The 23,814-nt window shown below is 72.4% G+C and carries 24 protein-coding genes; 20 read left to right on the top strand and 4 right to left on the bottom strand.

All coding sequences use genetic code 11. The features are described from left to right. Positions 1–19 precede the first annotated feature (19 nt). Positions 20–1,507 carry a MocR-like transcription factor YczR gene (gene yczR, locus IE207_RS24980; RefSeq protein WP_190186540.1) on the top strand — a complete coding sequence of 496 codons (1,488 nt, stop codon included), beginning with the start codon at positions 20–22 and terminating at the stop codon, positions 1,505–1,507. Between the two features lie 8 nt (positions 1,508–1,515). Here yczR and IE207_RS24975 read toward each other — a convergent pair whose 3' ends face one another. Together IE207_RS24975 and IE207_RS24970 are read right to left on the bottom strand one after the other, a co-directional pair. Continuing rightward, the gene (locus IE207_RS24975; RefSeq protein WP_190186539.1) at positions 1,516–2,145 is read right to left on the bottom strand and encodes a response regulator; all 630 of its coding nucleotides are present in this window, start codon (positions 2,143–2,145) and stop codon (positions 1,516–1,518) included. Further along, the gene (locus tag IE207_RS24970; protein WP_190186538.1) at positions 2,145–3,374 is read right to left on the bottom strand and encodes a sensor histidine kinase; all 1,230 of its coding nucleotides are present in this window, start codon (positions 3,372–3,374) and stop codon (positions 2,145–2,147) included. Before IE207_RS24970 ends, IE207_RS24975 begins: the two co-directional genes overlap by 1 nt. A 134-nt stretch (positions 3,375–3,508) precedes the next feature. Here IE207_RS24970 and IE207_RS24965 point away from each other — a divergent pair, with 134 nt between their 5' ends. Further along, entirely contained in the window at positions 3,509–4,594 is a 1,086-nt protein-coding gene (locus tag IE207_RS24965) for an ABC transporter permease (protein WP_190186537.1), read from the top strand. After that, positions 4,591–5,274, top strand: coding sequence for an ABC transporter ATP-binding protein (locus IE207_RS24960; RefSeq protein WP_190186536.1), 684 nt, complete (start codon positions 4,591–4,593; stop codon positions 5,272–5,274). Before IE207_RS24965 ends, IE207_RS24960 begins: the two co-directional genes overlap by 4 nt. A 73-nt stretch (positions 5,275–5,347) precedes the next feature. Here IE207_RS24960 and IE207_RS24955 read toward each other — a convergent pair whose 3' ends face one another. Next, positions 5,348–6,151: an IclR family transcriptional regulator gene (locus IE207_RS24955; protein ID WP_190186535.1), complete on the bottom strand. Its 804-nt coding sequence runs from the start codon at positions 6,149–6,151 to the stop codon at positions 5,348–5,350. A 328-nt stretch (positions 6,152–6,479) separates the two neighbouring features. Here IE207_RS24955 and allB point away from each other — a divergent pair, with 328 nt between their 5' ends. The 5 genes from allB to IE207_RS24930 all read left to right on the top strand — a co-directional run bounded on the left by allB (position 6,480) and on the right by IE207_RS24930 (position 12,452). Beyond that, positions 6,480–7,820 (top strand): allantoinase AllB, encoded by a 1,341-nt coding sequence (allB, locus tag IE207_RS24950; RefSeq protein ID WP_190186534.1) that lies wholly within the window; start codon positions 6,480–6,482, stop codon positions 7,818–7,820. A gap of 3 nt (positions 7,821–7,823) precedes the next feature. Next, positions 7,824–8,951 carry an allantoicase gene (alc, locus tag IE207_RS24945; protein ID WP_190186533.1) on the top strand — a complete coding sequence of 376 codons (1,128 nt, stop codon included), beginning with the start codon at positions 7,824–7,826 and terminating at the stop codon, positions 8,949–8,951. 568 nt (positions 8,952–9,519) lie between these two features. Then, a complete protein-coding gene (locus tag IE207_RS24940; protein ID WP_190186532.1) occupies positions 9,520–10,137 on the top strand; it encodes a dihydrofolate reductase family protein in 618 nt (205 codons plus the stop codon). A gap of 154 nt (positions 10,138–10,291) precedes the next feature. Then, entirely contained in the window at positions 10,292–11,206 is a 915-nt protein-coding gene (locus tag IE207_RS24935; RefSeq protein WP_190186531.1) for a DMT family transporter, read from the top strand. A 55-nt stretch (positions 11,207–11,261) separates the two neighbouring features. After that, positions 11,262–12,452 (top strand): cytochrome P450 family protein, encoded by a 1,191-nt coding sequence (locus IE207_RS24930; RefSeq protein WP_190186530.1) that lies wholly within the window; start codon positions 11,262–11,264, stop codon positions 12,450–12,452. A gap of 85 nt (positions 12,453–12,537) precedes the next feature. On the opposite strand, the gene IE207_RS24925 is transcribed toward IE207_RS24930, so the two are convergent. After that, entirely contained in the window at positions 12,538–13,542 is a 1,005-nt protein-coding gene (locus IE207_RS24925) for a Gfo/Idh/MocA family protein (RefSeq protein WP_190186529.1), read from the bottom strand. 207 nt (positions 13,543–13,749) lie between these two features. On the opposite strand from IE207_RS24925, the gene IE207_RS24920 reads away from it, so the two are divergent. The 12 genes from IE207_RS24920 to IE207_RS24865 all read left to right on the top strand — a co-directional run bounded on the left by IE207_RS24920 (position 13,750) and on the right by IE207_RS24865 (position 23,788). After that, on the top strand, positions 13,750–14,760 hold the full coding sequence (locus tag IE207_RS24920) for a sugar ABC transporter substrate-binding protein (RefSeq protein WP_190186528.1): 1,011 nt from the start codon (positions 13,750–13,752) through the stop codon (positions 14,758–14,760). Further along, entirely contained in the window at positions 14,757–15,788 is a 1,032-nt protein-coding gene (locus tag IE207_RS24915) for an ABC transporter permease (protein ID WP_190186527.1), read from the top strand. Before IE207_RS24920 ends, IE207_RS24915 begins: the two co-directional genes overlap by 4 nt. Then, complete coding sequence (locus IE207_RS24910) at positions 15,758–16,660, top strand: ATP-binding cassette domain-containing protein (protein ID WP_229873951.1); 903 nt, start codon at positions 15,758–15,760, stop codon at positions 16,658–16,660. The genes IE207_RS24915 and IE207_RS24910 overlap by 31 nt, the downstream gene beginning before the upstream one ends. After that, positions 16,657–17,829: an ROK family glucokinase gene (locus tag IE207_RS24905; protein ID WP_190186526.1), complete on the top strand. Its 1,173-nt coding sequence runs from the start codon at positions 16,657–16,659 to the stop codon at positions 17,827–17,829. The genes IE207_RS24910 and IE207_RS24905 overlap by 4 nt, the downstream gene beginning before the upstream one ends. Next, entirely contained in the window at positions 17,826–18,419 is a 594-nt protein-coding gene (locus IE207_RS24900; RefSeq protein ID WP_229873950.1) for a hypothetical protein, read from the top strand. The genes IE207_RS24905 and IE207_RS24900 overlap by 4 nt, the downstream gene beginning before the upstream one ends. 77 nt (positions 18,420–18,496) lie before the next feature. Next, on the top strand, positions 18,497–19,129 hold the full coding sequence (locus IE207_RS24895; RefSeq protein ID WP_190186525.1) for an MBL fold metallo-hydrolase: 633 nt from the start codon (positions 18,497–18,499) through the stop codon (positions 19,127–19,129). A gap of 30 nt (positions 19,130–19,159) precedes the next feature. Continuing rightward, positions 19,160–19,939 carry an exodeoxyribonuclease III gene (locus IE207_RS24890; protein WP_190186524.1) on the top strand — a complete coding sequence of 260 codons (780 nt, stop codon included), beginning with the start codon at positions 19,160–19,162 and terminating at the stop codon, positions 19,937–19,939. 71 nt (positions 19,940–20,010) lie between these two features. Beyond that, on the top strand, positions 20,011–20,451 hold the full coding sequence (locus IE207_RS24885) for a DUF6278 family protein (RefSeq protein WP_190186523.1): 441 nt from the start codon (positions 20,011–20,013) through the stop codon (positions 20,449–20,451). Positions 20,452–20,556: 105 nt separating this feature from the next. After that, positions 20,557–21,300 carry an amino acid ABC transporter ATP-binding protein gene (locus IE207_RS24880; RefSeq protein WP_190186522.1) on the top strand — a complete coding sequence of 248 codons (744 nt, stop codon included), beginning with the start codon at positions 20,557–20,559 and terminating at the stop codon, positions 21,298–21,300. A gap of 12 nt (positions 21,301–21,312) precedes the next feature. Next, positions 21,313–22,242, top strand: coding sequence for a glutamate ABC transporter substrate-binding protein (locus tag IE207_RS24875; protein WP_229873949.1), 930 nt, complete (start codon positions 21,313–21,315; stop codon positions 22,240–22,242). 17 nt (positions 22,243–22,259) lie between these two features. Next, positions 22,260–22,904 carry an amino acid ABC transporter permease gene (locus tag IE207_RS24870; protein WP_190186521.1) on the top strand — a complete coding sequence of 215 codons (645 nt, stop codon included), beginning with the start codon at positions 22,260–22,262 and terminating at the stop codon, positions 22,902–22,904. After that, positions 22,901–23,788, top strand: a complete 888-nt coding sequence (locus tag IE207_RS24865) for an amino acid ABC transporter permease (RefSeq protein ID WP_190186520.1) — start codon at positions 22,901–22,903, stop codon at positions 23,786–23,788. The genes IE207_RS24870 and IE207_RS24865 overlap by 4 nt, the downstream gene beginning before the upstream one ends. Positions 23,789–23,814: the final 26 nt, after the last annotated feature.

Raw genomic sequence — 23,814 nt, 5'->3', positions numbered from 1 at the left:
CCAATCAGGGGAGGTTGGCATGGCGAACGGGCGAATAGTCCAGACCGCGGACAGGGCCATCGGCAGCCGCCAGCTCGCGGCGCTCCTGCCCCCCGGGCTGCTGGCCCGACCCGGCTACCGGGCCCTCGCCGACGCCGTGCGCACCCTGATCCTGGACGGCCGGATCGCCCTGCACGTGCGCCTGCCCGCCGAGCGGGAACTGGCCGAGGCGGTCGGCGCCAGCCGGGCCACCGTCACCGGCGCCTACGACCTGCTGCGCGAGAGCGGCTACGCCCACAGCCGCCGCGGCTCGGGCACCTGGACCGACCTCCCCGAGGGACACCGCCCCGTCGGCGCCCACGCCCTCCTCGGCGCCGGGGGTCACGGCGCCGACGCGGACTGCGGCACGGACCTCGCCATCGCCGCCATGGGCGCCCCCGGAGCGGCGCTGACCGAGGCGCTGGCATGGGCCGCGGCCAAGCTGCCCGAGGCGGCCCGCACCCCCGGTTACCACCCGTTCGGGCTGCCCGCCCTGCGGACGGCCGTCGCGGACCGGTTCACCCGGCGCGGACTGCCGACCCGCCCCGAGCAGATCCTGGTGACGGCCGGCGCCCAGCAGGCCTTCGCACTGGTGGTGAGCCTGCTGTGCCGGGCCGGGGACCGGGTCGTCACCGAGAGCCCCACCTACGCCAACGCGCTCGACGCACTGCGCCACGCCCGGGTGCGCACCGGGTCGATCGCGGTCTCCGACGCGGGCTGGGACATGGAGATCGCCGAGTCCACCCTGCGCCAGACCGTCCCGAGGCTGGCCTACGTGATCCCGGACTTCCACAACCCCACGGGCGCCCTGATGCCGCCGGAGCAGCGGGTGCGCCTGCTGTCGGCCGCCCGGCGCACCGGCACCTGGCTGGTGGTGGACGAGACCATCGCCGACATCGCGCTGGACGTAGCGGCCCCCGCGCCCCTGGCCTCGCTGGCACCGCCCGGGGGAGCCGACCACGTGATGACCATCGGCTCCCTGAGCAAGACGCACTGGGGCGGGCTGCGGGTCGGCTGGATCCGCGCCACCGCCAAGATGATCACCGAGCTGACCGCGGTCCGGGTCGCCGCCGACATGACCGGTTCGGTCCTGGACCAGCTGGTCGCGCTGCCGCTGCTGGAAGGGCTGGACCGGTCCCTGCCCGAGCGGCTCGCCGAACTGCGCGTGCGGCGCGCGGCGCTGGTGCGCGCGCTCCAGCGGCACACCCCCGAGTGGTCGTGGCAGCTGCCGCCGGGCGGCCTCTCCCTGTGGGTGGACCTCGGGGAGCCGGTCAGCTCCGCCCTGTCGGAGCGCGCCGCGGCCGCCGGCGTCCACATCGGGCGCGGCGCCCGCTTCGGGGTGGACCCGGGCACTTTCGAACACCGGCTGCGGATCCCGTACACGCTCCCCGCCGACCGCCTGGACGAGGCGGTACGCCGTCTCGCGGCCGCCTTCCACGAGGGCGTCCCGCTGACCCCGGCCGTGCGGCGGCCGCACTGGGTGGCGTAGGCGGGGACCTAGCGGGTGCGGATCAGGCGGCGCCCGGCGGCCGCGGCCACGGCCGCCGTGCGGGAGTCGACACCGAGCTTCGCGTAGACGTGGACGAGGTGGGACTTGACCGTGGCCTGGCTGAGGAAGAGCTTCTTGGAGATCTGCTGGTTCGACAGCCCGTCCGCGACCAGCTGGAGCACCTCCAGCTCCCGCTTGGTCAGGGCCTGCGCGGGCGTCCGCATACGGTCCATCAGCCGCAGCGCCACCGCCGGGGCCAGCGCCGACTGGCCGGCCGCCGCCGTACGCACGGCCGCCGCCAACTCCTCCGGCGGGGCGTCTTTGAGCAGGTAGCCCGAGGCGCCCGCCTCCACCGCCGCCAGGATGTCCGCGTCCGTGTCGTACGTGGTCAGCACCAGCACCCGCGGGGCCGTCGGGCGGGCCGTGATCAGGGCCGTCGCCGCCGAGCCGTGCATGCCGGACCCGAACTGGAGGTCCATCAGCACCACGTCCACCCCCGCCGAGGCGGCCAGCTCCACCGCCCGCTCCGCCGTCGCCGCCTCGGCCGCCACCGAGAAGTCCGGCTCGGCCTCCAGTACGGCCCGCAGCCCGGCCCGCACCACCGGGTGGTCGTCGGCGAGCAGCAGCCGGATCGTCATCAGAGCGCCTCCAGGGGCAGGGGCAGGGTGACGGCCACGGCGGTGCCCTGGCCGGGGGCGGACTCCACCGTGAACAGCCCGCCCAGCGTCTCGGCGCGCGAGCGCATCGCGGGCAGGCCGAACCCGCCCTCGCCCGAAGGCGCGGAGCAGACGTCGAAGCCGTGGCCGTCGTCGACGACGTCCAGCGTGACCGAGGCGTCCATGAAGGTGAGGGTGATCTCGGCGCGCCCGGCCCGCGCGTGCCGCACCACATTGGCCAGCGCCGACTGGGCGATCCGCAGCAGCGCCACCTCGTACGGGGTGGGCAGTGCCCGGGGCGTGCCGCTCAGCGAGAACCGCACCCGCGGCCCGGGAGCGGCCGAGCACAGCCGCTCCAGCGCGGCGGCGAGCGACCCGTGTTCCAGATCGGGCGGTGTCAGGGCGCGCACGAACCGGCGTGCCTCGGCGAGGTTGTCCTGGGCGGCTTCGCGGGCCCGGCCGATGTGCTCCAGCGCCACCGCGTGTACCGCCGGGCGCACCGCCGCGTCCTGCGGGAGCGAGCGCTCCGCCGCCCGCAGCAGCAGTTGGATGGACGACAGCCCCTGCGCCAGGGTGTCGTGGATCTCCCGCGCGAGCCGCTCCCGCTCGGCGAGGATCCCCGCGCTCCGCTCGGCGGCGGCCAGTTCGGCCCGCGTCGCGATGAGCTCCTCGATCAGCTGCCGCCGGCGCTCGCTCTCGCGGTACAGCGCCTGGTAGCCCAGTACGGTGGCCACCGCCACGGCGCCGCCGAGCAACGGCCCCAGGAACGCCCCGGGCGTCACCACGATGCCGTCCGCCGGGCCGCTGTGCCCGAGGAAACCGCCGATGGCCGCGCAGGCCGTCACCGCGACGGCGGCGATACCCCAGCGCAGCCGCAGCAGGTGCAGTTCGAGGAAGTACAGGGGGAAGGCGAGCCACAGCCCGTCCGGGGAGACCACGAGCAGTGCCGCCCACGCGGAGCCCAGCGCGGCCAGCCACGCGGCCCCGGCCCGGGGCGACCGGTGCACCGCGGGGGTCAGCACCCCGCCCATGTAGAGCGCGACGAGCAGCGCGCAGACGGCCACCACCCACCCGGCGCGGGGGGCGCCGTCCGTGACGGCCCGCCCGGCGGCCAGCGCGAGCAGCCCGGCGAACAGCGCGTGCAGGCACAGCCGCAGTACGCGGGAGACGGGGGTCAGGGGGCGGGAGGCGGGGGAGCGGGGAGCAGACATGGCCTGACCAGCGTAAGCGCGGCCCGGCGGGCTCCGGTCAACCGAAAGTTTGATCCCGGGCCCAGTCCTTCGATACCGGGAACCGCACTGCGGCTCGATGCCCCGCGCCCGGTGCCCGCACCAAGCTGGGGATCATGTTCGTCGCCTGGAGAGACCTACGGTTCGCCAAGGGACGCTTCGCCCTGATGGGTGCGGTCGTCCTGCTGATCACGCTGCTGGTCGGCCTGTTGTCCGGGCTCACGTCCGGACTGGCCCGGGAGAACGTCTCGGCCGTCACCGCACTGCCCGCAACCCACCTGTCCTTCGCCGCGCCCGCCGCCGGCCAGAAGGTGTCCTTCACCAGCTCGCAGCTGCCGGAGAGCGCCTGGCGCACCTGGCGCACGCGGCCCGGGGTCCGCTCGGCGGACCCGCTCGCGATCCGCACCGTCAACGCCGCCGCCGGTGAGCGCACCGCCGCCGTCTCGGTGTTCGGTGTCGACCCGGCCGGCCGGCTCGCACCCCGCGGTTGCCGTCTCGGCCCGGGCCGGGTGGTCCTCACCGAGAAGGCCGCGCGGGAACTCGGCGGGCTGAGCGCCGGAGCCCGGCTGAGGGCCGGCCCGCTCGACCTGACCGTGGCCGCCGTGTGCGGTGCCGCCGCGTTCAGCCACACCCCCGTGGTGTGGATGGACCTGGGCGACTGGCAACGCGTCGGGAACCCGGGCGGGGGCGCGGGCACCGTTGCCACCGTCGTCGCCCTGGACGCCCCGGGCGCCGGCCTCGCCGCCGGTGACCGGGCGGCCGGCACCAGGACCGAGACGATCGACGGCGCACTGGGCGCCATCGGCTCCTACACCTCCGAGAACGGCTCGCTCCAGCTGATGCGCGGCTTCCTCTTCGCCATCTCGGCGCTCGTCATAGGGGCCTTCTTCACGGTGTGGACCATTCAGCGCAGCGGCGACATCGCGGTGCTGAAAGCGCTGGGAGCCTCCACCGGGTACCTGCTGCGCGACGCCCTGGGGCAGGCCGTCGTCATGCTGGCCGCCGGTACCGGGCTCGGCACGGCGCTCGCGGCCGGGGTCGGCGTACTGATCAGCGGCGGCGAGGTGCCGTTCGTACTCGACGCGGCCACCGTCCTCGTCCCCGCCGCCGTGATGATCGCACTCGGCGCCCTGGGCGCGGCCCTGTCCATCAGGCGGATCACCGCCGTCGACCCGCTGACCGCCCTGGGGAGCGCCCGATGACCCTGCTCGTCCACGACGTCACCCTCACCTACCCCGACGGCGACGGCCGGCTCACCGCGCTGGACCGCGTCCGCCTGGAGGTGCCCGGCGGCACCCTGACGGCCGTGATCGGGCCCTCCGGATCCGGCAAGTCCAGCCTGCTCGCCGTCGCCGCCACCCTCGTCACCCCGGACTCGGGGCGGGTGGTCGTCGCGGGCCGGGACACCGCCGGCCTCACCGCGGCGCAGAAGGCGGCGCTGCGCCGCGAGGAGATCGGGATCGTCTTCCAGCAGCCCAATCTGCCGGCGTCCCTGACCGCCGTCGAACAGCTCCAGGTGATGGCCCACCTCGCCGGCCGCCCGGCCCGGCGGATCCGCGGGCGCGCGCTGGAGCTGCTGGACGCGGTGGGCCTGGCCGACAAGGCCGGCAAGCGTCCGCACCAGCTGTCCGGGGGCCAGCGTCAGCGGGTCAACATCGCGCGTGCCCTGATGAACGAGCCCGCCGTGCTGCTGGTCGACGAGCCCACCAGCGCGCTGGACCTCGAGCGCGGCGCGGCCGTGCTCGACCTCCTGGTCACCCTGACCCGCGAGCGGTCCACGGCCACCGTGCTGGTCACCCACGACCCCGCCCACCTGGAGCGGGTGGACCGCACGGCGCGGATGGCCGACGGCCGCCTCACGCAGACGCTCCCGGCCCGCTGACCGCGCGAGAGCCCCGGCACCCTCCCTCGCGGGCGGCGCCGGGGCTCCCGGGCGTACGGACCCCGCAGGCGCCCTACGCGGGGCTCTGGCTCTGGAGGGCCACCGACAGCTCGGCGGCGACGCCCTGGAGGATCGGCACGATCGACTCGGTCAGGGCTTCCGTCACCCGGCCCGCCGGGCCCGAGATGGAGATCGCCGCGGCCGTCGGCGAATTGGGCACCGACACCGCCAGGCAGCGGACTCCTATCTCCTGCTCGTTGTCGTCGACGGCGTAGCCGACCTTGCGGACCTGCTCCAGGGCGTCGAGGAAACCCTCGGGCGTGGTGATGGTCTTCTCGGTCGCGGCCGGCATCCCGGTGCGTGCCAGCAGGGCCCGCACCTCGTCGGCGGGGGTGTACGCGAGAAGCGCCTTGCCGACCCCGGTGGAGTGCGGCAGCACCCGGCGGCCGACCTCCGTGAACATGCGCATGGAGTGTTTGGACGGAACCTGCGCGACGTAGACGATCTCGTCGCCGTCGAGCAGGGCCATGTTCGCCGTCTCCCCGGTCTCCTCCACGAGGCGGGCGAGGTAGGGGCGGGCCCAGGTGCCGAGCAGCCGGGCGGCCGACTCGCCGAGGCGGATCAGGCGGGGGCCGAGGGAGTAGCGCCGGTTGGGCTGCTGGCGGACGTACCCGCACGCCACGAGGGTCCGCATGAGACGGTGGATCGTCGGCAGCGGCAGACCGCTGGCGGCCGAGAGCTCACTGAGGCCGACTTCGCCCCCCGCGTCGGCCATGCGTTCGAGCAGGTCGAAGGCGCGCTCCAGGGACTGGACGCCACCGCCGCCGGCGGTGGGCTTGGCGGAAGCGTCGGTGGTGCTGGCGCTGGACGTCGGCACGGGCGCGGTCCTTTCGGTGCTGGCAGGCAAGGAAGCAGCCTACCGGGCGGTCGGCGTCGGCCCTAGAGCCGGGCAACGCCTTCCCCGCCGGTCAGAGGCGGTTTGTCCGGGAGGCGGACGTGGTTGCGAAGGTACCGGTCGCCCCTCGATGGTGATAGCTACATTCTGGATAGTGAAATCTTAATTCCATCTCGTGGAAACGTCCAAGAGGGGTGCAAGGGTGTCAGTGGTCCGTCCGGAGGCTCTTGACTGGCTCTGGATCGCGGTGAAGACTCCGTCAACAGAACGTTGAATTTCGCTCTGTGGAAGTAGATGGGGAGGTTCCGGCGTGTCCGACGACGTGGAACTGGTACTGCGCTCGACTCGCGTCATCACCCCCGAGGGGACGCGCGCCGCTTCGGTAGCCGTCGCCGCGGGGAAGATCGTCGCCGTACTGCCGCACGAGGCCGAAGTGCCCGCCGGGGCCCGGCTGGAGGACTTCGGTGACGACGTCCTGCTCCCCGGCCTGGTGGACACCCACGTCCACGTGAACGACCCGGGCCGCACCGAGTGGGAGGGCTTCTGGACGGCCACCCGCGCCGCCGCGGCCGGAGGCATCACCACGATCGTCGACATGCCGCTGAACTCCCTTCCGCCGACCACCACGGTCGAGAACCTGCGCGTCAAGCAGGACGTGGCCCGCAGCAAGGCACACGTCGACGTCGGTTTCTGGGGCGGCGCGCTGCCCGACAACGTCAAGGACCTGCGCCCCCTGCACGACGCCGGCGTCTACGGCTTCAAGTGCTTCCTGTCACCCTCCGGTGTGGAGGAGTTCCCCGAACTCGACCAGGAACAGCTGGCCACCTCCCTCGCCGAGATCAGCGGCTTCGGCGGCCTGATGATCGTGCACGCCGAGGACCCGCACCACCTGGAATCCGCGCCCCAGACGCCCGGCCCCAAGTACGCGGACTTCCTCGCCTCCCGGCCGCGCGACGCGGAGAACACCGCGATCGAGAACCTCATCGCCCAGGCGCGCCGGCTGAACGCGCGCGTCCACGTCCTGCACCTGTCCTCCTCCGACGCGCTGCCGCTGATCGCCGCCGCCAAGGCCGAGGGCGTACGGGTGAGCGTCGAGTCCTGCCCGCACTACCTCACCCTGACCGCCGAGGAAGTGCCCGACGGCGCCAGCGAGTTCAAGTGCTGCCCGCCCATCCGCGAGGCCGCCAACCAGGACCTCCTGTGGGACGCGCTCGCCGACGGCACCATCGACTGCATCGTCTCCGACCACTCCCCCTCCACCGCGGACCTCAAGACCGGCGACTTCGCCACCGCCTGGGGCGGCATCTCCTCCCTCCAGCTGGGCCTGCCCGCGATCTGGACCGAGGCGAGGAAGCGCGGCCACACCCTGGAAGATGTCGCGCGCTGGATGTCCACCGCGCCGGCCGCCCTGGCAGAACTGGCCGCCAAGGGCGCCATCGAGGCCGGCCGCGACGCCGACTTCGCCGTCCTGGCCCCCGAAGAGACCTTCACCGTGGACCCGGCCCACCTGCACCACCGCAACCAGGTCACGGCGTACGCGGGCAAGACCCTGCACGGCGTCGTGAAGTCCACCTGGCTGCGCGGCACGCAGATCGCCGACCACGGCACCCCGACCGAGCCCACGGGCCGACTCCTCGAAAGGCAGAACTGACAAGTGGCACAGCGTTCAACTGGATTGGCCACCTTCACCGGCAACGCGAACCCGTACGGAGGCGGCGACCCGTACGCGGACTACCGCACCGCGGACTTCCCGTTCACCCAGTACGCGAACCTCGCCGCGCGTGCGCTCGGCGCCGGTGTCATCGCCGCCAACGACGAGTTCTTCGCCGAGCGCGAGAACCTGCTCATCGAGGAGCCCGCGCACTTCGACCCCGAGCACTTCGGGCACAAGGGCAAGGTCATGGACGGCTGGGAGACCCGCCGCCGCCGCGGCGTCTCCGCCGAGCAGCCCTGGCCCACCGCCGAGGACCACGACTACGCCCTGATCCGCCTCGGAGCCCCCGGCGTCATCCGCGGCATCGTCGTCGACACCGCCCACTTCCGCGGCAACATGCCGCAGGCCGTCTCCGTACAGGGCACCGCGGTCGAGGGCTCCCCGACCGCGGAGGAACTGCTCTCCGACGACGTCAAGTGGACGACCCTCGTCGAGCGCACCCCCGTCGGCGGCCACGCGGCCAACGGCTTCGAGATCGACGTCGAGCAGCGCTTCACGCACCTGCGCCTGAACCAGCACCCGGACGGCGGCGTCGCCCGGCTGCGCGTCTACGGAGAGGTCCGCCCGGACCCCAAGTGGCTCGCCGCTCTCGGCACGTTCGACGTCGTCGCCCTGGAGAACGGCGGCTCGGTGGAGGACGCGTCCAACCGCTTCTACTCCCCGCCGACCAACACCATCAACCCGGGCCGCTCCCGCAAGATGGACGACGGCTGGGAGACCGCCCGCCGCCGGGACAACGGCAACGACTGGATCCGCTACCAGCTGGTCGCGGACTCCGAGATCCGCGCCGTCGAGATCGACACCGCCTACCTCAAGGGCAACTCGGCCGGCTGGGCGTCGCTGTCCGTCAAGTCCGGCGAGGAGGGCGAGTGGACGGAGTTCCTGCCGCGCACCCGCCTCCAGCCCGACACCAACCACCGCTTCGTGCTGGACACGCCTGCGGTCGGCACGCACGTGCGGATCGACATCTTCCCGGACGGCGGTTTCTCCCGCCTGCGCCTGTTCGGCTCCCTGACGGAGGCCGGCGCGGCCGCCCACGCCGCCCGCCACCAGGAGCTCGGCGGCTGACCGGCCCCTCCTGACGCACCGAAGAACGCCCCGGGGGCCGACACCCCCGGGGCGCGCCCCTTCCCGGCCCCCCCGGCGACGAAGCGACCGAGCCGTTCGCCGTGCCGGTGCCCCGCGGGCAGCCGCCGGCCGCACGCCGGAAGGAGCCGGCCCTGCGCGGCGCCCGACAGCGGCGTCCCGGTAGCGAAAGAGGATCCGCAAGCGGTCCCCGGGCGCCGGGGACCTCCCTGCGGAGCATGATCGACGACCCCGTGGTGGCCGCCGTCGCCCCGGACCACCCCGTGTCCACGCTCGGCGGCGGCGAGGGCATCGCGCCGGCCGGAGTCCGCGACCGGCCGCCGATCAGCCCGCCACGGGGAACGGGACTTCGCGGCGTCCTGGAGCGTGCCCGCGCGCAGGCCGGGTTCCGCCGCCGCCCGGCGGACGGGCGGTCCGGCCGGCCCCGCCGCCACGGCCTTCCTCCGCGTGCTCCGCGCCGTCTTCCCCGCGCGCCGCGGCGATGAGTTTCCGGCGGCCCGGGAGTCTGAACCGTGAAGAGCCGACCGGACGGAACAAGGAGCGCGCAACCATGGGCAAGCTGACCCTCACCACCTTCCTCACCCTCGACGGCGTGATGCAGGCGCCCGGAGGGCCCGAGGAGGACCCCGGCGACGGCTTCCGCTACGGCGGCTGGGTCGTGCCCTTCGACGACGAGGTCATGGGCGAGTTCATCACGGAGAACTTCGGCCGGGTCGAGGCGTTCCTCCTCGGACGCCGCACCTACGAGATCTTCGCCGGCTACTGGCCGAACCACGACGACCCCGCGAACCCCGTCGCGAGCCGGCTCAACCGCCTGCCGAAGTACGTCGCCTCCACCACGCTGCGCGAACCGCAGTGGGAGAACACCACGGTCATCGACGGCGAACACCTCCAGGCGGAGGTCGTACGGCTCAAGGACAAGCTGGACGGAGAACTCCAGGTCCACGGCAGCGGACAGCTCGCGCAGTGGCTGCTCGCCCGGGACCTGGTGGACGAGCTGCACCTGATGGTGTTCCCGGTGTTCCTCGGCGCGGGCCGCCGGCTGTTCCCCACGGGCAGCCTCCCCACGGCCTGCGAACTGACCGGCCACCGCGCTACCCCCAAGGGGGTCGTCATCAACAGTTACCGTCCGACCGGCCGCGCCGCCTTCGGCACGTTCGCGGTCTGACCGGGAGCGGCCGGCGGACCCGCGGCCGGCGGCCCCGCCGAATCGCTTCGCCCGGCCGAATCGCTTCGTCCCGGCGTGATCCGCTCCGCTACGGTGGGCCCCGTTCCGTGGGAGCCGCCGAAGTCTCCACCCGCTTCCCGCCGTTGGAGACCCCGTGTCCGCACTCGCCGCCGCCGTTCCCGCCACCGCGCCCCGCAGGGCCTGGCCCACCGATCTGCCGGTGCTGCTCGTGGCCGTCGTCTGGGGCGGCAGCTACCTCGCCGCCAAGCAGATCACCGCCCCGCACACCGTGGTCGCCGTGCTCGTACTGCGTTTCGCGCTCGTGGCGCCGGTCCTCGCCCTCGCCGGGTGGCGGCGGCTGCGGGCGCTGACCGGGGCCCAACTGGGCGGTGCGGGCGTCCTGGGGCTCGTGCTGGGCGGGATCTTCCTGCTGGAGACCTACGGGGTCGTCCACACCTCCGCCACCAACGCCGGGCTGATCATCAGCCTGACCATGGTGTTCACCCCGCTCGCCGAGGCCGCCGTGCGCCGGGTCCGGCCCTCGCGCGGCTTCCTCGGCGCCGCGGCCCTGTCCGTCGCCGGGGTGGTGCTGCTGACGCAGGGCGCCGGGTTCACCGCCCCCGGCGCCGGCGACCTGCTCATATTCGCGGCCGCCCTCGCGCGGACCGCGCACGTGCTGCTGATGGCCCGGATGAAGGCCGTCCAGGATGCCGACCCGCTGTCCCTGACCACCGTCCAGCTGACGAGCGCCGTGGCGGTGTTCGCCGTACTCGCCGCGCTGCCGGGCACCGGCGCGAGTCCGTGGCGGGCCGCCGCCGGGTTCGGGCCCGCCGAGTGGGCGGGACTCGCCTTCCTGTCCGTGCTGTGCACCCTCTTCGCCTTCTTCGTGCAGATGTGGGCCGTACGCGCCACCTCGCCCTCCCGTGTCAGCCTGCTGCTCGGTACCGAGCCCCTGTGGGCGGCCGCCGCCGGGATCGCCCTCGGCGGGGACCGCCCCGGCCCGGCCGGTATCGCCGGCGCCGCGCTGGTCCTCGCCGGCACCGCCTGGGGCCGGCGAGCCGGAAGCTGACCGATTGGCCAAAAGCCGCCCCACCCATGGTCAACTGCCGGTCTAGGGTGACCCCATGCCGATTCTGGACCTCAGTACGATCGCCGAAGACTTCGACGAAAACCCGTATCCGCACTACAAGCGGTTGCGCGAGAGCGGCCCGGTGCACCGCGTCAAAGCGGCGGACGGGCAGGAGGTCTGGCTGATCGTCGGCCACGAGGAGGCCCGGCAGGCCCTCACCCACCCCGAGGTGTCCAAGAACTGGCTGAGCAGCGGCCTCTACAGCGACCGCGAGACGACCGAGGCCAGCGCCAACATGATGCGCTCGGACCCGCCCCACCACACCCGGCTGCGCAAACTCGTCGCCCCCTCCTTCGCCCCCGGCCGGATCGAGGCCCTCCGGCCCCGGATCCGGCGGATCGTCGACGGACTCCTCGATGCGATGGCCGCCCGCACCGAACGCCGCGCGGACCTCATAGAAGCCTTCGCGCAGCCCCTGCCGATGATCGTGATCTGCGAGATCCTCGGCGTCCCCGAGAGCGACCAGGACGCCTTCCGCGCCTGGACCGCGGAGATCGTCGCGCCGACCGGGGTGGAGTCCGAGGGCGCGGCCTGGCGGGACATGACGGCCTACGTCAGCGAGCTGACCGACGCCAAGCGCGCCGACCCCGGCGGTGACCTGCTCAGCGCTTGGACGATGAGCCGCGAGGAGGGCGGGGACCGGCTCACCCGCCAGGAGCTGGTCGCGATGGCCCTGCTGATGATGCTCGGCGGCAACGAGACCGCCGTGCACCTGATCACCAACGGCATGCGGGCGCTGCTCGCCCACCCCGAGCAGCTCGCGGCCCTGCGGGCGGACCCGGACGGCCTCATCGACGGGGCGGTGGAGGAGATACTGCGCTACGACGGCTCGGTGGAGACCGCCACCTTCCGCTTCGCCCGCTCCGACCTGGAGATCGGCGGTGTCCTCATCGAGGCCGGCTCGCCCGTGCTCGTCTCCCTCGCCGGGGCCGACCGCGACCCCGCCCGCTTCGCCGAGCCCGACAGCTTCGACATCCGCCGCCCCGCCAAGGGGGGCGGCCACATCGCCTTCGGGCACGGCATCCACCACTGCATCGGGGCCCCGCTGGCCCGGCTGGAGGGCCGGGTGGCGATCCGGGCGCTCGTGGAACGGTTCCCCGACCTCGCCGAGGACACCGACGGGCCCCTGGAGTGGATCCCCGGCGCGATGGTCCGCGGCGTGCGGCGGTACCCGGTGCGCTGGTAGCGGCGGGCGTCCGAGGATGTCCGGCGGATCACACGCCCCGGCGCGGGCCGGCCGGTCCCGGGCCCGCGCCCCACGGGGCGGCCCGTCACAGACCGGGGAGCTCATCCAGCTGTACCCGGCGCCGCTCCCGGCGCGAGCGCTCGCACGCCTCCGCGATCCGGAACGCGGCGAGAGCCTCCGTCCCGTCGCACGGATTGGGGCCCTCGCCGCGCACCAGCCGTACGAAGGCCGCCAGCTCCGCCTCGTAGGCAGGACCGAACCGCTCCAGGAAGCCGGTCCACGGTTTGCCCGCCGGGGGCGGCCCGTGCGGCTCGGTCGAGGCGATGGGCGTGCGGTCGTCCAGCCCCGTGGACACCTGGTCCAGCTCCCCGGCCAGCTCCATGCGCACGTCGTAGCCGGCCCCGTTGCAGCGGGTTCCGGTGCTGCTGACGAGCGTCCCGTCGTCCAGGGTGAGCAGGGCCGCGCCGGTGTGGACGTCGCCCGCCTCCCGGAAGGCCGGCAGCCCCTCGTCGGACCCGGCCGCGTACACCTCGGCCACCTCGCGGCCGGTCACCCAGCGCACCATGTCGAAGTCGTGCACCAGGCAGTCCCGGAACAGCCCCCCGGAAGCCGCCAGGTAGCCCGCCGGCGGCGGCGCCGGATCGGCCGTGGTCGTCCGTACGCTGTGCAGCCGCCCCAGCGCGCCGGAGCGCACCAGCGCCCGCGCGGCGGCGTACCCCGCGTCGAACCGGCGCATGAAGCCCAGCTGGAGCACTCCGCGCGCCGCGCCGACCTCGCGCAGCACGTCCAGCGTCCGTTCCAGGCCCGGCGCGACGGGCTTCTCGCAGAACACCGGCAGCCCGCCGCGCACCGCCCGTACGACGAGCTCGGCGTGCCCTTCGGTCGAGCAGGACACGACCAGGGCGTCCACGCCCCAGGTGAAGACCTGGTCCACGCTCGGCGCGGCGGTGGCCCCGAGCCGGTCCGCCAGCCTCACGGCCCGCCCGGGATCGGCGTCGGCCAGCAGCAGCGAGCCGGCGTCCGGGTGGCGGGCCAGGGCCGCCGCGTGGAACGAGCCGATCCGGCCCGTTCCGATGATCCCGATGCGCATGCACTCAACGTGACCCCGTACCGCAGGCCTGTCAATCTGCCCGGGAGTGCCCCGATGGGCTCCCATGGTCCACTGTGGCGGATACTGGGCGGCTGGAACCGGAATGGACCGCTTTGACGACGATCGGCTGTGACGGCGACGAGATGCACGACGGGATGCGCGAAAAGATGCCCGACGGGACGCACGACAAGGGAAAGGCGCGGCGACGTGGCTAGGGTTCGGACAGGGGTGCGCGTCGTGGGCGCCGTGCTCGCGGCGGTGCTGGGGGCCTCCCTCGTGGGCTGCAGCAGTACGGGCGGCAAGCGCGCCGAGGAGCGGGCCAAGACCGCACAGGCGGGCCGGCCCGCCGTGAACACCCCGCGCTGGACCTTCGCGATGATCACCCATGCGGGCGACGGCGACACCTTCTGGGACATCGTCCAGAAGGGCGCCAAGGAGGCCGCGGCGAAGGACAACATCAACTTCGTCTACGCCCACGACGACCAGGCCCAGCAGCAGGCCCAGTTCGTCCAGAACGCCATCGACCAGAAGGCGGACGGCATCATCGTCAGCCTGGCCAAGCCCGAGGCCCTCAAGGACGTCATCGCCAAGGCCGTCAAGGCCGGCATCCCGGTGGTGACCGTCAACTCCGGTTCCGCCCAGTCCGCCGAGTACGGGGCCCTGACCCACATCGGCCAGGACGAGCAGATCGCGGGCGAGGCCGTCGGCGCCGAGCTGACCAGGCGCGGCAGGAAGAAGGCCGTCTGCGTCCTGCACGAGCAGGGCAACGTGGGCCACGAGCAGCGCTGCGCGGGGGCCAAGAAGACCTTCGGCGGAACCATGGAGAACCTGTACGTGGAAGGCACCAACATGCCCTCCGTACAGGCGGCCGTCCAGGCCAAGCTCCAGGCGGACCCGTCCGTCGACTCGATCGTCACCCTCGGCGCACCCTTCGCCCCCACCGCGATCAAGGCCAAGGACGCGGCCGGGAGCAAGGCCGAGGTGGACACCTTCGACCTCAACGAGTCCGTGGCCCGCGACCTGAAATCCGGCGCCCTCGGCTTCGCCGTCGACCAGCAGCCCTACCTCCAGGGGTACGAGGCCATCGACCTGCTGTGGCTCAGCCGCTACAACGCCGACGTGCTCGGCGGCGGACGCCCGGTGCTCACCGGCCCGCAGATCGTCACCGGCGCCGAGGCGGCCAAGCTGGAGGAGTACATCAAGCGGGGCACCCGATGAGCGCACCGGCCCTGGCCGACGAACGGCTCGCGCCCACCTCCCTGGTGCGCCGCCTCCTCGGCCGCCCCGAGCTGGGCGCGGTCGTCGGCGCCGCCGCCGTCTTCGTCTTCTTCTCCTTCGCCGCGGACAGCTTCCTGCGGGCCTCCAGCCTGAGCACGATCCTGTACTCGGCCTCCACCATCGGGATCATGGCGGTCCCGGTGGCGCTCCTGATGATCGGCGGCGAGTTCGACCTGTCCGCCGGCGTCATGGTCACCACCTCGGCGCTGATCAGCTCGATGTTCAGCTACCAGATGACCGCCAACGTCTGGGTCGGCGTCCTGGTGTCCCTGCTCATCACCTTGGCCATCGGCTTCTTCAACGGGTTCATGCTGACCCGGACGAAGCTGCCCAGCTTCATCATCACGCTGGGCACCTTCCTGATGCTGACCGGCCTGAACCTCGGCTTCACCAAGCTGATCAGCGGCTCGGTCTCCACCAAGACCATCGCCGACATGGAGGGCTTCACCTCCGCCCGGGCCCTGTTCGCCTCGCAGTGGAACGTCGGCTCGGTCACCTTGAAGGTCACCATCCTGTGGTGGCTGGCCCTGGTCGCGGTGGCCACCTGGATCCTGCTGCGCACCCGCGCCGGCAACTGGATCTTCGCGGTGGGCGGCGGCGCCGACGCGGCCCGCGCCACCGGCGTCCCGGTCGTCAAGACGCGCATCGGCCTCTACATGGGGGTCGCCCTGTGCGCCTGGATCTCCGGGCAGCACATCCTGTTCTCCTTCGACGTCGTCCAGTCGGGCGAGGGCGTGGGCAACGAGTTCCTGTACATCATCGCGGCGGTCATCGGCGGCTGTCTGATGACCGGCGGCTACGGATCCGCCATCGGCTCGGCGGTCGGTGCCTTCATCTTCGGCATGACCAGCAACGGCATCGTCTACGCCCAGTGGAACCCGGACTGGTTCAAGTTCTTCCTCGGCGCGATGCTCCTGCTCGCGACGCTGCTCAACGCATGGGTCCGCAAGCGGGCGGAGGCGAAGTGACCGTGAACGACACGAGCGCCGTGACGGTGAAGGACGCGACGGCCCTGGTGCGGCTGACCGACGTCAGCAAGTACTACGGCAACATCCGCGCCCTCCAGGGCGTGTCCCTGGAGGTCTCGGCCGGCGAGATCACCTGTGTCCTCGGCGACAACGGCGCCGGCAAGTCCACCCTGATCAAGATCATCGCCGGTCTGCACCGCCACGACTCCGGCAGCTTCGAGATCGAGGGCGAGGAGACCGTGCTCGCCAACCCGCGCGCGGCCCTGGACCACGGCATCGCCACCGTCTACCAGGACCTCGCCGTCGTCCCGCTCATGCCGGTGTGGCGCAACTTCTTCCTCGGCTCCGAGCCCACCCGCGGCCGCGGGCCCTTGCGCCGCCTCGACGTGGACCTCATGCGGGAGACCACCCGCGCGGAACTGCTGCGGATGGGCATCGACCTGCGGGACGTGGACCAGCCGATCGGCACCCTGTCCGGCGGCGAGCGGCAGTGCGTGGCCATCGCCCGGGCCGTCTACTTCGGGGCGAAGGTCCTGGTCCTGGACGAGCCCACCGCGGCGCTCGGCGTCAAGCAGTCCGGTGTCGTCCTCAAGTACGTCGCCGCGGCCCGTGACGCGGGTCTCGGGGTGGTCCTGATCACCCACAACCCGCACCACGCCCACCTCGTCGGGGACCGCTTCGTGCTCCTCAAGCGGGGCGCCATGGCGGGCAGTCACACCCGCGACTCGATCACGCTGGACGAGCTCACCCGGCAGATGGCGGGCGGCTCCGAGCTGGACGAGCTGAGCCACGAGCTGGAGCGGGTGGCAGAATCAGGTCCTGACCGCCCGTCCGGCACCACCCGCACCCCGAGGGACGACACGACTCGATGAGCACGTACCGGGACTTCACGCTCACCCACCGCGGGTCGGCGCGGGGCACCGTCCTGCGGACCGTCGGGACCCGTGAGCGCCGGTCGCTGCTGACCGCCCCGCGCGTCCCGACCGTCGGCATCGACATCGGCGGCACCAAGGTGATGGCGGGTGTCGTGGACGCCGACGGGGTCATCCTGGAGAAGATCCGCACCGAGACCCCGGACAAGTCCAAGAGCCCCAAGGTCGTCGAGGACACCATCGTCGAGCTGGTGCTGGACCTTTCCGACCGGCACGACGTGCACGCCGTGGGCATCGGCGCGGCCGGATGGGTCGACGCGGACCGCTCCCGCGTGCTCTTCGCCCCGCACCTCGCCTGGCGCGACGAGCCGCTGCGCGACGCCCTCCAGTCCCGCCTCGCGGTGCCGGTCATGGTCGACAACGATGCCAACACGGCAGCCTGGGCCGAATGGCGCTTCGGCGCGGGCCGGGGCGAGGACCACCTGGTCATGATCACGCTGGGTACCGGCATCGGCGGCGCCATCCTCGAAGGCGGCCAGGTCAAGCGCGGCCGCTACGGGGTGGCCGGCGAGTTCGGCCACATGCAGGTCGTGCCCGGGGGCCACCGCTGCCCGTGCGGCAACCGCGGCTGCTGGGAGCAGTACAGCTCCGGCAACGCCCTGGTCCGCGAGGCGCGCGAGCTGGCCGCCGCCGACTCGCCGGTCGCGTACAACATCATCGCGAAGGTCGGCGGGAACGTCTCGGAGATCACCGGGCCGCTCATCACCGAGCTGGCCCGCGAGGGCGACGCGATGTGCGTCGAGCTGCTCCAGGACATCGGCCAGTGGCTGGGCGTCGGCATCGCCAACCTCGCCGCCGCCCTCGACCCGTCCTGCTTCGTCATCGGCGGCGGCGTCAGCGCCGCCGACGACCTGCTGATCGGCCCCGCCCGGGACGCGTTCCGGCGCCACCTCACCGGCCGCGGCTACCGCCCCGAAGCCAGGATCGCCAAGGCCCAGCTCGGCCCCGAGGCCGGCATGGTCGGCGCCGCCGACCTCGCCCGGCTCGTCGCCCGCCGCTTCCGCCGGGCCACGCGCCGGCGCGTCGAGCGGTACGAGCGCTACGCGCGCCTCGGCCTGCGCGACGTCCCCGGTGCGACAGGCCCCGAGGAGCAGGACCGGCAGCCGTGAACCCACCGCCCCTCCTGCCCCGCCAGGCCCCCGCCCCCGACGAGGGCGGCGCGCCCGCGTCCCCGGCCGAGGACCGCAGGCACGTGGTCCGGCGCCGCTGGATCACCGCGATCATCATCCTGCTGCTCGTCGGCGTCCCCGCGGGCTACCTCGCCGTCTCCGCGCAGCAGAGCCGCGAGAGCGGCCGCGACAAGGCCGCCAAGGTCGGCGCGGTCAAGGTGCGCACGGCCTGGCCGTCCGCCGTGCAGCGCAGCATCTACGAGGTCCCGATCCCGATGATGGCCTCCCTCGTCGGGTACCTGGAGACCAACAACTGGCACACCAGCCGGCTCTATACCCAGTTCGCGCTGACCCCGCAGGAGCTCGACACCTTCCTCGCCGACATCGGCACCAGCAGGCAGAGGCTGACGCCGGGCGTGTCCATCTCCGAGCACGACGCGAAGGTCGCCGGCTGGAGCTGGAGCCCCCAGCACGACTGGTACGGGATCACGCTCGACGCCAAGGACCCCCGCCCCACCCGGGACGTCACGGTCGACCTGACCAAGCCCTCCCATCCCCGGGTGTACGTGGTCTCCACGGCCGTCCCGTAGGCCCCCGGTGCAACGGGAAGGTGTGCCGGGCGTCGCGACCCGGTGAACCTTTCCGGTCACAGCACTAGCCTGGGATCATGAAACTCACCAAGCGCCTGCACTCGTGCGTTCAGCTGGAGAAGGACGGGCGCGTTCTCGTCATCGACCCGGGCGCCTTCAGCGAACCCGACGCGGGGCTCGGGGCGGACGTCCTGCTGGTCACCCACGAGCACCCCGACCACTACGAGGAGGGCCGGCTGCGCGCCGCGCTCGACGCGAATCCGGGGGCCGCGCTGTGGACCCTGCGCAGCGTCGCCGAGAAGCTGGCCGGCTCCTACCCGGGCCGGGTGCACACCGTGGGCCACGGGGACGCCTTCGAAGCCGCGGGCTTCGACGTCCGGGTGCACGGCGAGCTGCACGCCGAGATCCACCCGGACATGTCCCGGATCACCAATGTCGGCTACCTCGTGGACGGTTCGCTCTTTCACCCCGGGGACGCGCTGACCGTGCCCGGGGTCCCCGTCGACACCCTGATGCTGCCGGTGCACGCGCCCTGGAACAAGATCGCCGAAGTGATCGACTACCTCCGCGAGGTCAAGCCCCGCCGGGCCATCGACATCCACGACGCCTACCTCGCCGACCTGGCCCGGCCCGTCTACGACAACGTCCTGGGCGCCCTCGGCGGCACCGACCACGGGCGGCTCACCGCCGGGGAGGCCAGGGACCTGTGACTGTCGGTGCCGAGCGGTAGGTTGGTCGGCATGCGTATCGCCACGTACAACGTCAACTCGATCACCGCCCGGCTGCCGCGCCTGCTGGCCTGGCTGGAGAGCTCCGGCACGGACGTCCTGTGCGTCCAGGAGACCAAGTGCTCAGCGGAGCAGTTCCCGCACGCCGAGCTGCGCGAGCTCGGCTACGAGGCCGTGGTCAACGCGACCGGCCGGTGGAACGGCGTCGCGGTGATCTCCCGGGTCGGCCTGGAGGACGTGGTCGTGGGCCTGCCCGACGGCCCCGCGTACGAGGGCGTCGAGGAGCCCCGCGCCATCTCCGCGACCTGTGACGGCGTGCGCGTGTGGTCGGTGTACGTGCCGAACGGCCGCGAGGTGGCCCACGACCACTACGGTTACAAGCTGGACTGGTTCCGCGCCCTGGCCGCGGCCGTCGCGGAAGACGCGGCCGGCCCGCGCCCGTTCGCGGTGCTCGGCGACTACAACGTGGCGCCGACCGACGAGGACGTGTTCGACCCGGCCGTCTTCGCCGGAATGACGCACGTCACCCCGGCCGAGCGCGCCGCCCTGGAGGCGCTGCGGGCCGCCGGGCTCAGCGATGTCGTGCCCCGCCCGCTCAAGTACGACCGCCCGTACACGTACTGGGACTACCGCCAGCTCGCCTTTCCCAAGAACCGCGGCATGCGCATCGACCTGGTGTACGGCAACGAACCCTTCGCCAAGGCCGTCAAGGACGCCTACGTCGACCGCGAGGAGCGCAAGGGCAAGGGCGCCTCCGACCACGCCCCCGTCGTCGTCGACCTGGAGCTCTGACCCGGCCGGCCGCGACCTCGGTCCTGCGCGCCCTGTGGCCAGGCGGGGACGGCGGTGCGAGGCTGGTCGGTATGAACATCCCTTTCCTGGCCAACTGGCGGAACCGGCACGGGGCGGTACAGGGCGCGGCACTGGCCTCGGCCCTCGCGGACGATCCCGAGGGCGTCGCCGAGCTGTTCGCGGAGTGCGAGATGCTGCGCTCCCAGGCGAGGTCCGCCGGGCTCGAACTCGACGGGAGCCCGGCGTCGTTGGAGGCGCTGGACCAGCTGATGCCGCGGTGGCGACGGGACCCGGAGGCCGTGCCCTGGCTGGGGAACGACGCCGGTTTCTACCTCGGGACCGTGATCGTCCGGGCCGCCGAGGGGGCCCGCTGGCAGGTGTGGCCGAACGGCCAGCCCGTGATCCGGCTCGCCTCCGGCCGGGAGCTGAACGTGATCGAGACGGGCGTGTCCTGGGCCATGACGGGATCGCCGGAACTGTCCCAGGCCTACGCCGAGGCCTCGGAGGGCTGATCTCGGAGGCCTTTATGTCGGCTTTAGGCGTGTCGAGGCGAAGTGCCCTTCCGCGGCTGGATAGTTTGCGCTGACCTCGACACCGACAAGTGGGCAGGGCAGCGTATGGCCGTCGATCCGTTGATCGAGCTGCGGGACGTCAACAAGTACTACGGGAACCTGCACGTCCTCCAGGACATCAACCTCACCGTCGGCCGCGGGGAGGTGGTGGTGGTCATCGGCCCTTCCGGCTCCGGGAAGTCGACGCTCTGCCGGGTCATCAACCGGCTGGAGACCATCGAATCGGGCTCGATCGTCCTCGACGGCCACCCCCTGCCCGACGAGGGCAAGGAGCTCGCCGGACTGCGGGCCGAGGTCGGCATGGTCTTCCAGTCATTCAACCTCTTCGCCCACAAGACGGTCCTCGCCAACGTCTCCCTCGCGCAGACCAAGGTCAGGAAGCGCAAGAAGGAGGAGGCCGACAAGCGCTCCCGCGAACTGCTGGAGCGGGTGGGCCTGGCGGACCAGGCAGACAAGTACCCGGCTCAGCTCTCCGGGGGCCAGCAGCAGCGGGTCGCGATCGCCCGCGCCCTCGCGATGAACCCGCAGGCACTGCTCTTCGACGAGCCCACCTCCGCCCTCGACCCCGAGATGATCAACGAGGTGCTGGAGGTCATGCGGCGACTCGCCGCCGAGGGCATGACTATGGTCGTGGTGACGCACGAGATGGGCTTCGCCCGCTCCGCGGCCAACCGCGTCGTGTTCATGGCCGACGGGAAGATCATCGAGGACCGGACCCCGGAGGCGTTCTTCACCGCACCCGAGAGCGACCGGGCCCGGGACTTCCTCTCCAAGATCCTCAAGCACTGAGGGGGACGGCCCGTGAAACGACGCATCGGCTCCCGCACGCCCGTACGCTTGCTCGCCCTGCTCCTGCTCGCCCTGCTCGGCGCCGCCACCGGCTGCGGCCGGTCCGGCAGCCCCCCGGTCAAGGGACCGCCGCCGGAGGCCCTGCCCGTGTACCACGTCGCCACCGGCTTCCAGCTGCCCGACTCCCCCACCTGGGAGCGGGCCAAGCGCCGCGGCCACCTCGTCGTCGGCGCCAAGGAGGACCAGCCGTACCTCGGGGAGAAGGACCCCTCAAGCGGCCGGTACTCCGGCTTCGACGTCGAGATCGCCAAGATGATGTCGGCCGCCCTCGGCTTCGACCCCAAGACCATCGAGTTCAAGACCATCGCCTCCGCCAACCGCGAGACCGCCCTCCAGAACGGCCAGATCGACTTCTACGTCGGCACCTACACCATCAACGCCAACCGCAAGAAGCAGGTCGGCTTCGCCGGGCCCTACTTCATGGCCGGTCAGTCGCTGCTCGTCCGCAAGAACGAGAAGGACATCAAGGGCCCCGCCGACCTCGCCGGGAAGAAGGTCTGCTCCGCCGCCGGCTCCACCCCCTACCAGCGCCTCCAGCGCGAGTACCCCAAGGCGGTGCTCGTCGCCTACGACACGTACTCCGTGTGCGTCGACAACCTGCTCACCTACCAGGTCGACGCCGTCTCCACGGACGACTCGATCCTCCTGGGCTACGCCGCCAAGGTCCCCGAAGAGCTCAAGGTCGTCGGCAAACCCTTCTCCGAGGAGCCCTACGGCATCGGAGTCCCGCGCTCCGACAACGCCCTGCGCTTCGCCCTGGACGACGCCCTCGCGCAGAACGAGAAGAACGGGAACTGGAAGAAGGCCTACGAGGCCACGCTCGGCGTCTCCGGCGTGCCGGCCCCGACACCGCCCGCCATCGACCGCTACCCGGCGGGCTGAGGGGAGAGCGCACCGCCATGGACGTACTGACCGAGAACTTCTCCCTCTACGCCAAGGGTTTCCTCGGAACCCTGGAACTCACCGTCTACGCCTCCCTCCTCGCCCTCGCCCTGGGCTTCGTGATGGCATCCTTCCGCGTCGCCCCCATCGGCTCCCTGCGCGTCGTCGGCGCGGTGTGGGTGAACGTACTGCGCAACACCCCGCTCACCCTGCTGTTCTTCGCCGTCCTGCTGGGCCTGCCCCGTTTCGGGCTGGTCCTGCCCTTCCAGCTGTTCGCCGTCCTCGCGCTCGGCTGCTACACCTCCGCCTTCATCTGCGAGGTACTGCGCTCGGGCATCAACACCGTCCCCAAGGGCCAGGGCGAGGCGGCCCGCAGCCTCGGCATGTCCTTCACCCAGACCCTGGGCGCGGTGGTCCTGCCGCAGGCCTTCCGCTCCGTCATCCCGCCGATCGGCTCCACCCTGATCGCCCTCGCCAAGAACTCCGCGATCGCCGGCGCGTTCAGCGTCACCGAGCTGCTGGGCACCTACAAGCCCCTCAACGAGATGGGCTACAGCATCATCTGGACGTTCGTCTGGATCGCCGTCGGCTACCTGATCATCACCCTGTCCATCAGCGCGCTGTTCAACGTGCTGGAGAAACGCTGGGGAGTCGCCCGATGACCGCGCACGCGCTCCACGGGGACACGCAGTCCACCGCCCTCTACGACATCCCCGGCCCGCTCGCCCGGCGCCGGCACTTCCTCTACGGGATCGTCTCGACCGTGCTGGTCCTGGCCCTGCTGGGCTGGCTCGTCTACCTGCTCTTCGACACCGACCAGTTCACCGCGGCCAAGTGGCGGCCCTTCGAGTACGAGGGCATCCAGGACCTGCTGCTCACCGGCCTCGGCAACACCCTCAAGGCCTTCGCCTACGCCTCGGTGTTCTCCCTCGCCCTGGGCGCCGTGCTCGCCACCGGGAGACTGTCCGTCCACCGCCCGGTGCGCTGGCTCGCCACCTTGTTCGTGGAGTTCTTCCGGGCCATGCCCGTCCTCGTGATGATCTTCTTCATCTTCGTCGCCCTCAAGGTGCAGCCCCTGCCCGCCCTGGTGGCGGGGCTGACCCTGTACAACGGCTCGGTCCTGGCCGAGGTCTTCCGTACGGGCGTCAACGCGGTGGAGAAGGGCCAGCGCGAAGCCGCGTACGCCCTTGGCATGCGCAAGACGCAGGTGATGGTCCACGTGCTCGCGCCGCAGGCGGTACGGGCGATGCTCCCCGCGATCATCAGCCAGCTGGTGGTGGCCCTCAAGGACACCTCGCTCGGCTTCCTGATCACGTACGAGGAGTTCCTGCACGCCGGGAAGCTGATCGCCTCGAACCTGGACTACGACCTGCCCTTCATCCCGGTGGTGCTGGTCATCTCCCCCGTCTACATCGGGATGTGCATGCTGCTGTCCTGGCTGGCGACCTGGGTGGCCAGACGCCAGCGCCGCAACCCCAAGACGGAGGCGGTCGACGTCGTCCCGGCCGACCCGGGCACGCTGCTGCCGGGTGCGCCCCTGAGGTAACCCCTGGAACCGGCCCGGCCGGCAGC

It is taken from the genome of Streptomyces cirratus (assembly GCF_014650775.1).
Classification (GTDB): Bacteria; Actinomycetota; Actinomycetes; order Streptomycetales; family Streptomycetaceae; genus Streptomyces; species Streptomyces cirratus.
This window is presented reverse-complemented; position numbering and strand designations above follow the sequence as displayed.